This is a genomic window from Micromonospora sp. C97, from assembly GCF_018070385.1.
GTDB lineage: Bacteria > Actinomycetota > Actinomycetes > Mycobacteriales > Micromonosporaceae > Micromonospora > Micromonospora parva.
The window spans coordinates 462,732-476,511 of sequence record NZ_JAGPXU010000001.1; the positions used below are offsets into that span (position 1 = coordinate 462,732).

Sequence of the window (13,780 nt, forward strand, 5' to 3'; positions counted from 1 at the left end):
GATCAGTTCGACCCGACCCGGACGCCGCCCGTGGCGAGGTGCGGCGTTGCGCATCCGGATCGCCGCCCTCGCGGCGAATCCCGTCGCCATGCACGATCGTGGTATTGCGCCCCGGAATTGCGCACCAGCGGTGCCGGGCTGACCGTCCAACGTGTCGCGCGACGATCGCTGCGGCTTATTGCCGCCCGCGCCGCTACACCCTGGAAAGAATCACACAACGACCCCAGGGTGTCCCCTCTCACAACGATCTTCCCCAGCTATTCACCGTGGCGTCGGTATTCTTGATTAGGCACAGTCTGCACCTTATGCCCGTTAGCTGAGGGGGGATCATGCCCGATCACATCGACCTCGCTCGCCTGCGAGACGTGCTCGACGGACCGTGGGCCGACGTCCGCAACGCCCACCGGAATCACCTCGACGCGCGCTTCCTCCCGGTGTACGGCGAGACCGGTGACCAGGCACGGGAGCGGATCACCCGACTGCTCACCGAACTCCCCGCCGAGCTGGGCATGGCGTCGGCCTTTCCCCCCGAGTACGGCGGCAGGTCCGACGTCGGCGGGTCGATCGTGGCCAGCGAGATGCTGGCGCAGATCGACCTGTCGCTGATGGTCAAGGCCGGCGTGCAGTGGGGCCTGTTCGGCGGTGCCGTCGCCGCCCTCGGCACCAGACGACACCACGACGCCTACCTGCGGGACATCATCTCGGGCCGGATCTTCGGCTGTTTCGCGATGACCGAGACCGGCCACGGCTCCGACGTCCAGCAACTGCGCACCACCTGCACGTACGACCCGCAGACGCAGACCTTCGACCTGCACACGCCGCACGAGGCGGCCCGCAAGGACTACATCGGCAACGCCGCACGGGACGGGCGGATGGCGGTGGTCTTCGCCCAACTGATCACCGACGGACGACGGCACGGCGTGCACGCGTGGCTGGTGCCGATCCGCGACGCCCAGGGCAATCCGCTGCCCGGCGTGAGCATCGGCGACGCCGGCGCCAAGGGCGGGTTACTCGGCGTGGACAACGGGCGGCTCAGCTTCGACCACGTGGCAGTGCCCCGCGACATGCTCCTGGACCGGTACGGTCAGGTCGCCGAGGACGGCTCGTACTCGAGCCCGATCGAGAACGACTCCCGACGCTTCTTCACCATGCTCGGCACCCTGGTCCGCGGTCGGGTGAGCGTGGGTGGCGCCGCGTCCGCGGCCACCAAGTCGGCACTGACCATCGCGGTGCGCTACGGCGACATCCGCCGCCAGTTCGGCACGCCCGGCGCGGACCGGGAGGTGCTGATCAACGACTACCTGGCCCACCAGCGCAAGCTGCTGCCCGCCCTGGCCACCACGTACGCGCTGCACTTCGCCCAGACCGAGCTGCTCACCTCTCTCAGCGAGGTGCAGGGCGGCGACGGCCCGGTTGACGAGCAGCGACAGCGGCAGCTGGAGTCCCGGGCCGCCGGTCTCAAGGCGGCGCAGACCTGGCACGCCACCCGCACCATCCAGATGTGCCGCGAGGCGTGTGGCGGAGCCGGTTACCTGGCCGAGAACCGCCTGCCCGGTCTGAAGGCGGACACCGACGTCTTCACCACGTTCGAGGGCGACAACACGGTGCTGCTGCAACTGGTGGCCAAGGGGCTGCTCACCGGCCACCGGGACGCGTTCGGCTCGTTGGACGGCTGGGGGCGCGCTTCCTTCGTCGCCGACCAGGTCCGCGAGATGGTGCTCGAGCGTACCGCCGCGCGCTCGCTCATCGAGCGGCTGATCAGCGCGGTGCCGGGCCGCGACGACGAGGTAGCGGTCACCGATCGCGGTTGGCAGCTCAAGGCCTTCGAGGACCGCGAGAGGCACCTCCTCGACGGCGCTGTCCGCCGGCTCCGCAACGGCGCGGCCACCAAGAAGGACCGTTCCTTCGACATCTTCAACGACGTCCAGGACCACGTTCTCGCGGTCGCCACCGCGCACATCGACCGGGTCACCCTGGAGGCGTTCGTCGCCGGCATCGAGGAGACCGCCGACCCCGCGGTCCGGGCGTTGCTCTCCCGGGTCGGTGACCTGTACGCGCTCAGCGTGATCGAGGCCAACAAGGGTTGGTTCCTGGAGCACGGCCGGCTGACACCGGCCCGCTCCAAGGCGATCACGGCCGTGGTGAACGGCCTGCTCAAGGAGCTGCGCCCGCACATGCGCACCCTCGTGGACGGTTTCGCCATCCCGGAGGCCTGGCTGAACTGCGCCATTCTGCAAGAGGAACCCGGCCGGCAGGACTCGATGGCCATCCACGACGCCGCCGGCGATCGGCAGGTGGTACCGGCGTAGGGGACGGCCCGGAAGCCCGCCCCGGCTCGGCCGAAGGGTGCCCGCCGGCTTTGGGGTCGGCGGGCACCGTCGTGGTGGTGGAGGTCAGCTGCAGCAGCCGCCGGTCTGAGCGGGGGCGGCGTCGAGGGTGACCAGGTTCAGGGGCGTGGACAGCAACCCGCCGGAGATGCCGGTGGCGAGTCCGCGTGCCGCCGGCTCTGCTGCGGACGCCGGCCCGCAGCAGCTGTCGCCGGTGGCGGAGTCGGCGGGGTTGCTGCTGCACACGCCGGTTTCGGGCAGATCGAGCTGGACGGCGTGTGCGGCGTCCCAGTCGCCGGCGAGGGCGGCGACGACGGAGCGGACCTGCTCGTACCCGGTGGCCATGAGGAACGTGGGTGCCCGGCCGTAGGACTTCATGCCGACGGCGTAGTAGTCGGTTTCCGGGTGGGTGAGTTCGTTCACGCCGTGTGGGGGAACGGTGCCGCAGGAGTGCTCGTTCGGGTCGATCAGCGGCGCGAGGGCGCGGGTGGCACCCATGATCGGGTCGAGGTCCAGGCGCAGCTCGGCGGCGATCGAGTGGTCGGGGCGGAAGCCGGTGGCGGCGACGATCCGGTCGACGGTGACGGACTCCTCTTCGCCGTCGGCGTGGCGCACCAGCACAGTGACCCGGCCATCTGTCGGGGTGAGGGCGTGCACGGAGAAGCCGGTGAGCAACCGGATCCGGCCGGCGTCGACGTGCGCGCGCAGCCGGGAGCCCAGGGCGCCACGCGCCGGGAGGGCGTCGGCGTCCCCGCCGCCGTAGGTACGCGCCGGTGAGGCGGCCCGGATCGCCCAGGTCACCGCGGTGCCCGCCGTGGACTCGGCCAGTTCGGCCAGGGACAGCAGGGTGTTCGCGGCGGAGTGGCCGGCCCCGACGACGAGGGTGTGCCGGCCGGCGAAACGGTCCCGGGCCGCGCCGAGAACATCGGGCAGCGCGTGCTCCAGAAACGCGGCGACGGTGCTCTCGCCGTGGGCGGGCAGGCCGGACGCGCCCAGGACGTTCGGGGTGCCCCAGGTGCCGGACGCGTCGATGACGGCGCGGGCGAGGAGCTCCTCGCCGTCGCTGAGGCGGATCAGGAACGGGGTGGAGTCACGACCGGCGGTGCGCAGCCGGTCCAGGCCCCGGCGGCTGATCGCCTCGACCCGGGCGCCGTAGCGCAGGTGCGGCTTGAGCTGCGCCAGCTCGGCGAGGGGCTGGAGGTAGTCGCGGGCCAGCTCCGCTCCGGTGGGCAGCGCCTCCAGATCGGGGGCGACCGACCCGGCCGCGTCGAGGAGGCGGCGTGCGGCCGGGTCGATGTTGTACCGCCACGGCGAGAAGACGCGCACGTGCCCCCACTGGCGGACAGCGGCGCCCGGGGTGTCGCCGGCTTCGAGGACGGTGAAGGCGATGCCCCGCTCGTGCAGGTGCGCGGCGGCGGCCAGACCTACCGGGCCGGCGCCGATGACCATGACGGGCAGCTCGTTCAGGGTGCTCATCAGCAAGACTCCTCTGCTTTGACAGTTATCGAATCAACGGAGTGGACGGGGCCCACGGGTGAGGGCCTGCGGTTGGTCAGGTGACGACCGGGCTGCGCCGCTCGAGCAGGACGACGTCGCGCCAGCGGCCGTGGTGACGACCGATCCGCTCGCGTACGCCGATGATCCGGAAGCCGGCCCGCTCGTGCAGGGTGAGGCTGGCCGCGTTCTCGGGGAAGACTCCGGACTGGATGGTCCAGATGCCGGCGGCCTCGGTGGAGATGATCAGCCGGTCCAGCAGCAGCCGGGCGATGCCGCGGCCCTGCGCGGCGGGATCGACGTAGACGGAGTGCTCGACCACCCCGGCGTAGACGTCGCGGGCCGAGGTGGGTGCGGCGGCGATCCAACCGAGCACCCTGTCATCGGGGTCCACCGCGACGAAGCGGTGGTCGGGCAGCTTCGCCGCGTCGAACGCCGACCAGGTCGGTGCGGTGATCTCGAAGCTGGCGTTACCGGCGTCGAGCCCGGCCTGGTAGATGGCCAGGACCCGCTCGGCGTCCTCGTACCGCAGGGCGCGCACCGTGACGTCGGTCATCAGCAGGTTCCGTTCGGGCTGGGGGCGGGTCGACCCATGACCACGTCCGCGGCGGAGGGGAAGCAGTCGACGCAGGCGTCGTTGATCCGGTAGTGGCGGGCGGTGCCGACCGGCTCGATGAGGACGAACCGCACCTCGGTGAGGATCTTCAGGTGCTGCGAGACGGTGGACTGCGCACGGCCGATCGCGGTGACGATCTCCCCCACGCTCGTCGCCTGAGCCTGCCGGGCGAGGTACTCGACGATCTGCACCCGGGTCGGGTCGGCCAGTGCCCGGAACCACGACGCGTACGTCTGCGCCGTCGTCCGGTCGAGCAACTCGGCCATCCCCCACCTCCCCGTTTCATCGTTCATCGGCGATAGACGATTAAGCCTACCAACCGTGAGCGGTGATCATCGACCGAAGGTCGCGTAGGCGGCCCGCGCCGCGTCGAAGCGGCGCTCGGCACGCTGCTCGACAGTGCTGACCTCGGCGCAGGAGTCGCAAAATCGGACACCGGTCGTGGATGCCCTCGGTCGGCGCGTAAGCCTGAACATGATCCCCTCCTGTCTTGACGTCCGTCGAAACAGACGGTTGCACGTTGATTAGAGAGATGTCAACCTAGAGGAATGTCGAAGCAAGCTGCGCCTCTCACTCTCACCGACGTGACCAGCGAGGGGTTCTGCTGCCAACCCTTGGCGCAGCACCGCGTGCCGGCCGAGACCGCCGCGCTGCTCGCGCCGGCGTTCAAGGCCCTCGGCGACCCGGTCCGGCTGCAGCTGATGTCGATGATCGCCTCCGCCGACAACGGCGAGGCGTGCGTCTGCGACCTCACCCCTGCCTTCAACCTGACCGGTCCGACCATCTCGCATCACCTCAGGACCCTGCGCGAGGCCGGCCTCGTCGACGCCGAACGGCGCGGCACCTGGGTGTACTACCGGGCGCGACCGGCGGTCCTGCGCCAACTCGCGGCGCTGCTCACCGTGGAATCGGTAACCGCCTCATAGGCGGCAGCCGGCGCAGCGACCGGCCGGACACGCCGCCGGCCAAGGCGGCAACGACATGCGCCGCGTCGCGCCCGACGCCGCGCAGGGTGTTCGACGAGAACGATCGCTGGAACTCCAACCCGAGATAGACCAGCCCCCGGTGGGTCGTGGAGACACCTGACACGTGGCGGGGCATGCCGTCATCCAGGGCTCCGAGCGGGGCGAGGTAGTCCAGGTTCGGGCGGTAGCCGGTCGCGAAGAGCACCGTGTCGACCGCCTCGTGCGTACCGTCCGCCCAGATGACGCCGTCGGCGGTGAAGGCGGTGAACATCTCCTGGCGGGCGAGCACGCCGGAGGCGATCGCGTCGCGGTACACGCCGGTGTCGAGCACGGCGGCGTGGCGGATCAGGCGAGTGAGCACCGACCGGGGCAGGAGGTCCGCGCGGGTGACGTGGAGCCAGTGATGCAGGTCCCGGCCTCGGATGCGCTGCGGCATGAACTGGATCGGTGCCCGGGTGGCCAGGGTGACCCGCGCGTGTGGCGCCAGTTCGTAGGCGACCTGGACGGCGGAGTTCCCGGCGCCCACGACGAGGACCCGCTTACCGGTATACGGCTCGGGCCGCCGATAGTGCGCGACGTGCCGCACCTCGCCGGCGTAGGTGTCGTGGCCGGGCAGCACCGGCAGGTACGGATTGCCGAAGGAACCGCTGGCGGCGACGACGCCCTTAGCGCCGATCTCGTCGCCACTGTCGGTGTGGACGAGGTAGCCACCGCCTGGGCGCGGGTGAACAGCGGCGACCCGGGTGCCGGTGCGGATCTCGACATCGATGCTGGCGGCATAGCGGCGCAGATAGGCGACGACGTCGTCGCGGGTCGGATAGCGGTCGGGATCTCCCTCGTCGAAGGCCATGCCAGGCAGGCTGCTGTACCGGGCCGGGGAGAACAGGGTGAGGCTGTCGTAGTAGCCGGCCCAGGACCCGACCGGCTCGACGCCTGCCCCCAGGACGACAGGGCGCAGGCCAGCGGAGAGACCGGCGTGGGCGGCGGCGAGACCGGACTGGCCGCCGCCGACGATGACGACTGGTTCTGAGGAGGTGATCACTCCATCATCATATTGTCATTTCGTTGAATGACAATATGATGGGAATGCTGGAAGGTGGGACCATGGATCAGCCGCAGCCCACAGCGGTCGCGCCCGCCGCCGGACAAACCGGGCTGGCACCGGCCACGCAGGAGTTCCTCAAGGCGTTGGGCAGCCCAACACGACAACGGATCATGATGCTGTTCTCCCAGGGCGCCGAGCTGTCCGTCGGGGAAGTCGCCGAGCACGCCGGCATCAGCCAGGCGACGGCGTCGCAGCAGCTGACCCTGCTACGTCGGGGGCGGATCGTGACCTCGCGGCGCGAGGGGAAGACGGTGTACTACCGCGCCGACCGTGACGGCGCCGTCTCGGCGCTCGCCGAGCTGCAGTCGTACCTCATGACCTGCTGCTGACCGCGACTCCCCCGGCGGAGCCGGACGTCAGACCTGCACCCGGCCCATCGACCTCGACGCCGCTTGACAGCACACCAGTTGCTCAGCGATGGTTGAGTCAATGATTACTGAGCTTGCCTCTCTGCAGGTGCGCGCCCGGACCCACGCCGCGCTCGGCGACCCGGCGCGCCTGGCGATCGTCGACGCGCTCACCCTGGGCGACGCCTCCCCTGGCGAAATCGCCGATGACCTTCGCATGCCGACGAACCTGGTCGCCCACCACGTCAAGGTCCTCAGCGAAGCCGGCCTCGTCGTCCGCCGCCGATCCGAGGGAGACCGCCGTCGCACCTACCTGCAGCTGCGGCCCGAGGCCCTGGCCTCGTTGACGCCAGCGCTGATGGCCGGGGTGGGTCGGGTGGTCTTCGTCTGCACCCACAACTCCGCCCGCTCGCAACTGGCCGCCGCCCTCTGGTCGGACCGCGCCCAAACCTGCGCGACATCGGCCGGAACGCGGCCGGCAGAGCGGGTTCACCCGCGCGCCGTCGCCGTGGCCCACCGCCACGGTCTGCATCTGGACGCGACCGGCACCGCGCACGTCGCGGACATCGTGCGTGACGACGACCTGCTCATCGCCGTCTGCGACAACGCCCACGAGGAACTCACCGGCCCGGTCCGGCCCCGACTGCACTGGTCGGTACCCGACCCGGTCCGCGTCGACACCGATGCTGCGTTCGAGGCCGCGTTCGCCGACCTCGCCACCCGCATCGACCGCGTCGCCCCCATCCTGGCCTCCACCCTGAGGTCGCCAGACCGTCATGACTGACACCAGCCTCCTGCGCGACGGCCGAACGCAGTCCGGCGCCCAGCCACCGCGCATGAACACGAGGCCGCCTGTCCCGGCACCGGTCAGCCGGCTCCGCAACCCCTATTGCAAGGAAGGCTCCTGATGCCCGACAAGCCCAGCGTCCTGTTCGTCTGCGTGCACAACGCCGGCCGCTCCCAGATGGCCGCCGGTTGGTTGCGCCACCTCGCCGGCGACACCGTCGAGGTCCGCTCCGCCGGCGCCGCCCCCGCAGAAACCGTCAATCCCGCCGCCGTCGAGGCCATGCGCGAAGTCGGCATCGACATCACCGACCAGACGCCAAAGCTGCTCGAGTACACCACCGCGGAATCTTCGGACGTCATCGTCACCATGGGATGCGGCGACGCCTGCCCGGTCTTTCCCGGCAAGCGCTACGAGGACTGGAAACTCGACGACCCGGCCGGCAAGGGCGTCGAATCCGTACGCCCCATCCGCGACGAGATCCGCACCCGGGTGGAGAAGCTCCTCGGCGAACTGCACACCGCCGCCTGACCCTGTCACCCCCCGCTCGCCGGCCGTCGCCGCCGGGCGGCTGCCCACTGGTCTGGTGGCATCGCCGCCCTCGCCGACCACGCGCCCACCGGCGTCGACGGCAGACGGCCCTGCGGCCCGGACGCACCCCCACCCAGAGACCAAGAGGAACCAGGCACATGACGACGCCGACCACCCCGTCGAGCACCGCACCCCGACTCTCGACGCTGGACCGGCTGCTGCCGGTATGGATCGGCGCCGCCATGGTCGCCGGCCTGCTCCTGGGCCGGTTGATCCCCGGCCTCGACGAGGCCCTCGACCTCGTCAAGGTCGGCGGAATATCCGTACCCATCGCCCTCGGTCTGCTCGTCATGATGTACCCGGTCCTGGCGAAGGTCCGCTACGACCGCCTCGACACCGTGACCTCCGACCGACGCCTGCTGATCTCCTCCCTGGTGATCAACTGGCTCGTCGGCCCCGCCGTCATGTTCGCCCTGGCCTGGTTGCTCCTACCCGACCAGCCCGCGTATCGCACCGGCCTGATCATCGTCGGCCTGGCCCGCTGCATCGCGATGGTCATCATCTGGAACGACCTGGCCTGCGGCGACCGCGAGGCCGCCGCCGTCCTGATCGCCCTCAACTCGGTCTTCCAGGTCCTCGCCTTCGGCCTGCTCGGCTGGTTCTACCTCACCGTGCTGCCCGGTTGGCTCGGCCTGGAGCAGGCCGGGCTCTCCGTCTCCGGCTGGGACATCGCCGGCAGCGTCCTGGTGTTCCTCGGCATCCCCCTGGCCGCCGGCTACCTCACCCGCAGACTCGGCGAACGCGCCAAGGGCCGCGACTGGTACGAGGCGAGGTTCCTGCCGCGGATCGGGCCGGTCGCCCTGTACGGGCTGCTGTTCACCATCGTGCTGCTCTTCGCCCTGCAGGGCGACGCGATCACCGCCCAGCCCTGGGACGTGGCCCGCATCGCGGTGCCGCTGCTCGCGTACTTCGGGATCATGTGGTTCGGCTCGTTCGCCATCGGTCGGGCGATCGGCCTGAGCTACGAACGCACCACCACGCTCGCCTTCACCGCCGCCGGCAACAACTTCGAACTCGCCATCGCCGTGGCGATCGGCGTGTTCGGCGTCACCAGCGGTCAGGCCCTCGCCGGCGTCGTCGGGCCATTGATCGAGGTGCCGGTGCTGGTCGCCCTCGTCTACGTCAGCCTCGCCGCCCGGCGCCGGTTCGGTCACCCCGACATCAACCAGCTGAAGCCGGCAGCTTCGGGGTGACCGCTTCACCCGCGTTCCGGTTCTCGGGAAGAGACGGCTCAGCTCGGGACGCTCAGCGCGCCGAGGGCACGACCGGCCTCCCGGGCGGACTGCAGGGCCCCGGCGTGCATCTGGGCGGCCTGGTCGACGAACGCGTCGAGTGCGGGGTTGACCCCGACCAGGGTGAACTCGCGTTCGACAACGGTGAGGTCGGCGCCCCAGCAGTCACCGATTATCCGGCGCAGGTACGGCGTCGAGTGGTCCCAGCCCTCCCGAGGTGTGCCGGCACCGTACGCACCACCACGCACCGTGGCGAGCACTGTGGGCTTACCCGCCAGGAACGGCTCCGTGGTCGCCCGCGGGTCCGCGAGCACCACGTCGACGTACGTCTTGAAATGCTGGGAGACGCCGAAGTTGTAGAGCGGCACGGCGAACAGCAACGCGTCGGCGGCCCGCAACTCGTCCACCAGCGTCGCGGCGAGGGCCACCGCCTCCCGCTGCTCGGCGGTGCGTTCCTCGGCCGGCGTCATACCGGCGGACACCGCCGCCGCCCAGAGGGTTGCCGGCAGGGTGTCCACCCCGACGTGGCGGCGCTCGACGGTGTCGCCGGGATGACTGGCGAGCCACTCCTCCTCGACGATGTCCGCGATTTCACGACTCGCCGAGCCGTGCGTTCGGATGCTGGCATCAAGCCGGAACAAGGTCACGAGCACTCCCTGGGGAACTGAGGTTCAAGGTTGAACCTCACCCTAGAGCAGATTGTTCAAGCTTGAACCTGAAGGAGACGTCCCTCACCCTCGTGAACCACGCCGACACGTACGCTTGCGCCATGCCCGACGAACCTCGGTGGTTGACCGACCACGAGCGCGACGCCTGGCTTGCGCTGGCCAAACTCATGTTCAACCTGCCGAGCGCCCTCGACGCCCAACTCCTGCGGGACAACCACCTCACGCTGTTCGACTACTTCGTGCTCAGCGGCCTGTCCATGGCGCCGGGGCGAACCATGCGACTCAGTGACCTCGCCAGCCACCTCAGCTGCTCGCTGTCCCGACTGTCGAACGTCGTCAAACGCCTCGAACAACGAGGCCTGCTCCGCCGCACCCCCGACCCGGAAAGCCCCCGCTACACCGTGGCCTCGCTCACCGACGCCGGGTGGGATCTTGTGGTCGCCGCGGCCCCCGGCCACGTCGCGGCCGTCCGTGACTACGTCATCGACGGCCTCACCGCGAGCCAGATCGACGTCCTGCGCGAGGTGGCCTGCCATGTGACCCGGAAGATTTCCGAGGCTCCGGAGGCCAGCACCCGCTGACGCCCGGGCGGGGTGCACCGCGTCGCCTGTTCCACCGGGCGGAACTGCACCCCCAGGTCACGGCGTCCCTTTCCCGGGCCGCCCGGGTGATCGTCGTACGCATTGCCGAGCAGATCGTCTGCGTGGAATATTATCTCCCTGGCCGAGCATTCAACTGAGCGACGACCGGCACCAGACACCGGCCGCGACAGGGTTCAGAGCGCGAGTGATCGCACTGCTCGCGCGAGTCGGGATGGGGAACATCAGATGATCATGGAGATCGGCATCGTCCTCGACGCGTCACGGTTGGCCCGCGCGCCGCTGGAGACAGTCGAGCTGGCCCGCCTCGCCGAGGAACGCGGCCTGGACCTTGTGGTCGTCGCCGACGCGGCGACCGGGACATCAGCCGGCCTGGACCCCTGGACCGCGGCGGTCTGGCTGGCGGGATCGACACGCCGGATCGCCATCGGTGCCCCCGCCGGCGCCACCACCGCTCCCGATCCGACCGACCCGCAAGCGCAGTACCCGAGCGTGATCGCCAAGGCGCTGGACAGCATCGACCTGCTGGCGCAGGGGCGGATCATCTCCGACCCCGCCGGCTGGGTCGTCGCGCCACGGGACGCGAAGCCGGCGGAACTGGCCCGCCTCGCCGAAGCCGACCTGCCCGTCGTGGTCCCGGTGGATTCGCGCGAGGACGTCGAACGCCTCGCAGCGCTCGCCGCCGAAGGCGACCACCGCAGCGGCGTACGCCGACGCTCGGCCGCGGTGCGCGCCCAGCGCAAGCCGGGCATCGACTACGACGGCGTACCAGCGTCACTCGCCGACACCGCGGTCGAGCCCGGCGATCCGCAGTACCGCTCCCTGTCCTCCACCTATCTGCGCGGCGGTGCTCCCGGGTTGGTGCTGCGGCCCTCGACACCGGCCGAGGTGTCGGACGCGATCGAGTTCGCCCGGCGACACCGGCACCTGCCCCTCGGCATCCGCAGCGCCGGCCACGGCATCAGCGGCCGATCGACAAACCGGGGCGGCCTGGTGATCGACGTGGGCGCCATGAACACGATCAGTGTGGTGGACCCCGTCCGCCGGCTCGTGCGCATCGGCCCCGGCGCGACCTGGAAGCAGGTCGCCGAAGCCCTGACCCCGCACGGGTGGGCACTCGGCTCGGGCGACTACGGCGGCGTCGGCGTCGGCGGGCTCGCCACCGCGGCCGGAATCGGCCTGCTCTCGCGCAACCACGGCCTGACGATCGATCATCTCCGGTCGGTCGACCTCGTACTCGCCGACGGACGGCAGGTGCGGGCGAGCAGAGAGCACAACCCGGAACTGTTCTGGGCCGTACGGGGAGCGGGCGCCAACTTCGGCATCGCCACCTCGTTCGAATTCGAGGTCGACGAGGTGGGCGAGGTCGGCTGGGCGCAACTCGTCCTGCTCTCCACCGACATCGAGCAGTCGCTGCGCCGCTTCGCGGAACTGGCCAGTTCGGCACCACGGGACACCACGGTGTTCCTCGTGACCGGGCAGCCGCGTGCGGGCACGTCGACCATCCAACTCTTCGCTGTGGTCGACAACCCGGATCCCGACACCGTCGTGGCGCGCCTGACACCGTTCCTGGAACTCGGGGCGCTCGCCGGACAGCAGGTGGTGATGACGCCGTACTCGGGAGTCATGGGCAACGCCGCCGACGTCGGGCCGAACGGCCACCAGGGATTCGGCGAGCCGAACTCGCGGTCGGCCTTCCTGCCCACACTGACCCCCGAGTTCGCCCGTGATGCCGCGGCGATGCTTCGCAGCGGGGGCGTCTACTTCTTCGAGCTGCGGGCCATGGGCGGCGCGATCGCCGACGTCGCACCGGGCGAGGCGTCCTTCAGCCATCGGACGCCGGCATTCCAGCTGACGGCGATGGGCCAGAACAATCAGCGCCTCAACGCCGTATGGGAACCACTGCGTCAGCACTTCGACGGCCTCTACCTCAGCTTCGAGACCGACCGCAGTCCCGAACGGCTGCTCGACGCCTTCCCGGCACCGGTGTTGGAGCGCCTTCGCACACTCAAACACCGCTACGACCCGGACAACCTCTTCCGGGACAACTTCGCCATCGACCCGCGGACAACGAAGGAGGCACAGGCATGACCGACTACGGACACGACCTGCTCTTCGGCGCTTTCATCACACCCGCCGCACAACAGGCCCGACAGGTCGTCGACCTGGCGGTCACCGCGGACCGGGCCGGCCTCGACCTCGTCAGCTTCCAGGACCACCCGTACCAGGCCTCGTACCTGGACACGTCGACCCTGCTCGCCTTCGCCGCGGCCCGCACCGAGCGCGTCCACCTCAACGCCAACGTCACCAGCCTGCCGCTACGGCCACCGGCCGTCCTGGCCCGGGCCGCCGCCTCGCTCGACATCCTCAGCGGCGGCCGCTTCGAACTCGGCATCGGTGCCGGTGCGTTCTGGGACGGCATCGCCGCCATGGGCGGACGCCGGCTCAGCGCCGCCCAGGGCGTCACCGCGCTGCGCGAAGGGATCGAGATCATCCGCAAGATCTGGGACACCACGGCCCCCGGCGAGGTGAGCTACGACGGGCAGTACTACTCGGTCAAGGGCGCCCGACGCGGACCGCGTCCCGCCCACGACATCCCGATCTGGGTCGGGGCGTACAAGCCCAAGATGCTCGCGCTCACCGGTGCGGTCGCCGACGGCTGGCTGCCCAGCATCGAGTACCTGCCCCGGGGCGCCGACTCCCTACCGGAACTCAACGCGCGAATCGACGGCGCGGCGCACGACGCCGGCCGCGACCCGGCAGCCGTACGACGGTTGATGAACTTCATGAAGGTCCAGCTCTCGTCAGCCCCGCGTGGGCTTCTCAACGGCCCGCCCGCCGCCTGGGTCGACCAGATCGTCGACCTGGCGCTGCGGGACGGCATCAGCGCCTTCATCATCGGTGGGGACGACCCGAGCATCACCGAGCGTTTCGGCGCCGAGATCGCACCTGCCGTGCGAGAGGTCGTCGAGCGGGAACGCAAGGCCGGCGCAGCCGCCCGGCCGCCCAGAGCGTAGGAGCCGCGAGGTGGGGGTGGGCGGCCCGGAGAGGT

General features: G+C 70.4%; 14 protein-coding genes. 9 read left to right on the top strand and 5 right to left on the bottom strand.

The features are described 5' to 3' along the window. The first annotated feature begins 329 nt into the window (after positions 1-329). On the top strand, positions 330-2,309 hold the full coding sequence (locus KBX26_RS02065) for an acyl-CoA dehydrogenase (RefSeq protein ID WP_210864548.1): 1,980 nt from the start codon (positions 330-332) through the stop codon (positions 2,307-2,309). 84 nt (positions 2,310-2,393) lie between these two features. Here the strand turns inward: KBX26_RS02065 and KBX26_RS02070 are convergent, their stop codons facing one another. From KBX26_RS02070 to KBX26_RS02080, 3 genes are all read right to left on the bottom strand, one after another. Continuing rightward, entirely contained in the window at positions 2,394-3,803 is a 1,410-nt protein-coding gene (locus KBX26_RS02070) for an FAD-dependent oxidoreductase (protein ID WP_210864549.1), read from the bottom strand. Between the two features lie 76 nt (positions 3,804-3,879). After that, positions 3,880-4,377, bottom strand: coding sequence for a GNAT family N-acetyltransferase (locus tag KBX26_RS02075; protein ID WP_210858119.1), 498 nt, complete (start codon positions 4,375-4,377; stop codon positions 3,880-3,882). Continuing rightward, positions 4,377-4,703, bottom strand: coding sequence for a metalloregulator ArsR/SmtB family transcription factor (locus tag KBX26_RS02080; protein WP_210858120.1), 327 nt, complete (start codon positions 4,701-4,703; stop codon positions 4,377-4,379). The genes KBX26_RS02075 and KBX26_RS02080 overlap by 1 nt, the downstream gene beginning before the upstream one ends. A gap of 282 nt (positions 4,704-4,985) precedes the next feature. Here KBX26_RS02080 and KBX26_RS02085 point away from each other — a divergent pair, with 282 nt between their 5' ends. Next, positions 4,986-5,363 carry a metalloregulator ArsR/SmtB family transcription factor gene (locus tag KBX26_RS02085; protein WP_210858122.1) on the top strand — a complete coding sequence of 126 codons (378 nt, stop codon included), beginning with the start codon at positions 4,986-4,988 and terminating at the stop codon, positions 5,361-5,363. Here the strand turns inward: KBX26_RS02085 and KBX26_RS02090 are convergent. Further along, positions 5,335-6,444 carry an NAD(P)/FAD-dependent oxidoreductase gene (locus tag KBX26_RS02090; protein ID WP_210864550.1) on the bottom strand — a complete coding sequence of 370 codons (1,110 nt, stop codon included), beginning with the start codon at positions 6,442-6,444 and terminating at the stop codon, positions 5,335-5,337. The genes KBX26_RS02085 and KBX26_RS02090 overlap by 29 nt on opposite strands. Before the next feature lie 62 nt (positions 6,445-6,506). Between KBX26_RS02090 and KBX26_RS02095 the strand changes: the two genes are divergently transcribed. From KBX26_RS02095 to arsB, 4 genes are all read left to right on the top strand, one after another. Beyond that, a complete protein-coding gene (locus KBX26_RS02095; RefSeq protein WP_210864551.1) occupies positions 6,507-6,836 on the top strand; it encodes a helix-turn-helix transcriptional regulator in 330 nt (109 codons plus the stop codon). Between the two features lie 100 nt (positions 6,837-6,936). Beyond that, positions 6,937-7,638: a helix-turn-helix domain-containing protein gene (locus KBX26_RS02100; RefSeq protein ID WP_210858836.1), complete on the top strand. Its 702-nt coding sequence runs from the start codon at positions 6,937-6,939 to the stop codon at positions 7,636-7,638. A gap of 123 nt (positions 7,639-7,761) precedes the next feature. Continuing rightward, the gene (locus tag KBX26_RS02105) at positions 7,762-8,169 is read left to right on the top strand and encodes an arsenate reductase ArsC (RefSeq protein WP_210858838.1); all 408 of its coding nucleotides are present in this window, start codon (positions 7,762-7,764) and stop codon (positions 8,167-8,169) included. A 158-nt stretch (positions 8,170-8,327) separates the two neighbouring features. Beyond that, positions 8,328-9,422, top strand: a complete 1,095-nt coding sequence (arsB, locus tag KBX26_RS02110; RefSeq protein ID WP_210864552.1) for an ACR3 family arsenite efflux transporter — start codon at positions 8,328-8,330, stop codon at positions 9,420-9,422. 38 nt (positions 9,423-9,460) lie between these two features. Here the strand turns inward: arsB and KBX26_RS02115 are convergent, their stop codons facing one another. Then, complete coding sequence (locus KBX26_RS02115) at positions 9,461-10,108, bottom strand: FMN-dependent NADH-azoreductase (protein WP_030330864.1); 648 nt, start codon at positions 10,106-10,108, stop codon at positions 9,461-9,463. A gap of 122 nt (positions 10,109-10,230) precedes the next feature. Here KBX26_RS02115 and KBX26_RS02120 point away from each other — a divergent pair, with 122 nt between their 5' ends. The 3 genes from KBX26_RS02120 to KBX26_RS02130 all read left to right on the top strand — a co-directional run bounded on the left by KBX26_RS02120 (position 10,231) and on the right by KBX26_RS02130 (position 13,745). After that, entirely contained in the window at positions 10,231-10,710 is a 480-nt protein-coding gene (locus tag KBX26_RS02120) for a MarR family winged helix-turn-helix transcriptional regulator (RefSeq protein WP_036411238.1), read from the top strand. Positions 10,711-10,956: 246 nt separating this feature from the next. Continuing rightward, a complete protein-coding gene (locus tag KBX26_RS02125; protein WP_247675406.1) occupies positions 10,957-12,819 on the top strand; it encodes an LLM class flavin-dependent oxidoreductase in 1,863 nt (620 codons plus the stop codon). Continuing rightward, a complete protein-coding gene (locus tag KBX26_RS02130) occupies positions 12,816-13,745 on the top strand; it encodes an LLM class flavin-dependent oxidoreductase (protein WP_210864553.1) in 930 nt (309 codons plus the stop codon). Before KBX26_RS02125 ends, KBX26_RS02130 begins: the two co-directional genes overlap by 4 nt. Positions 13,746-13,780 lie beyond the last annotated feature (35 nt).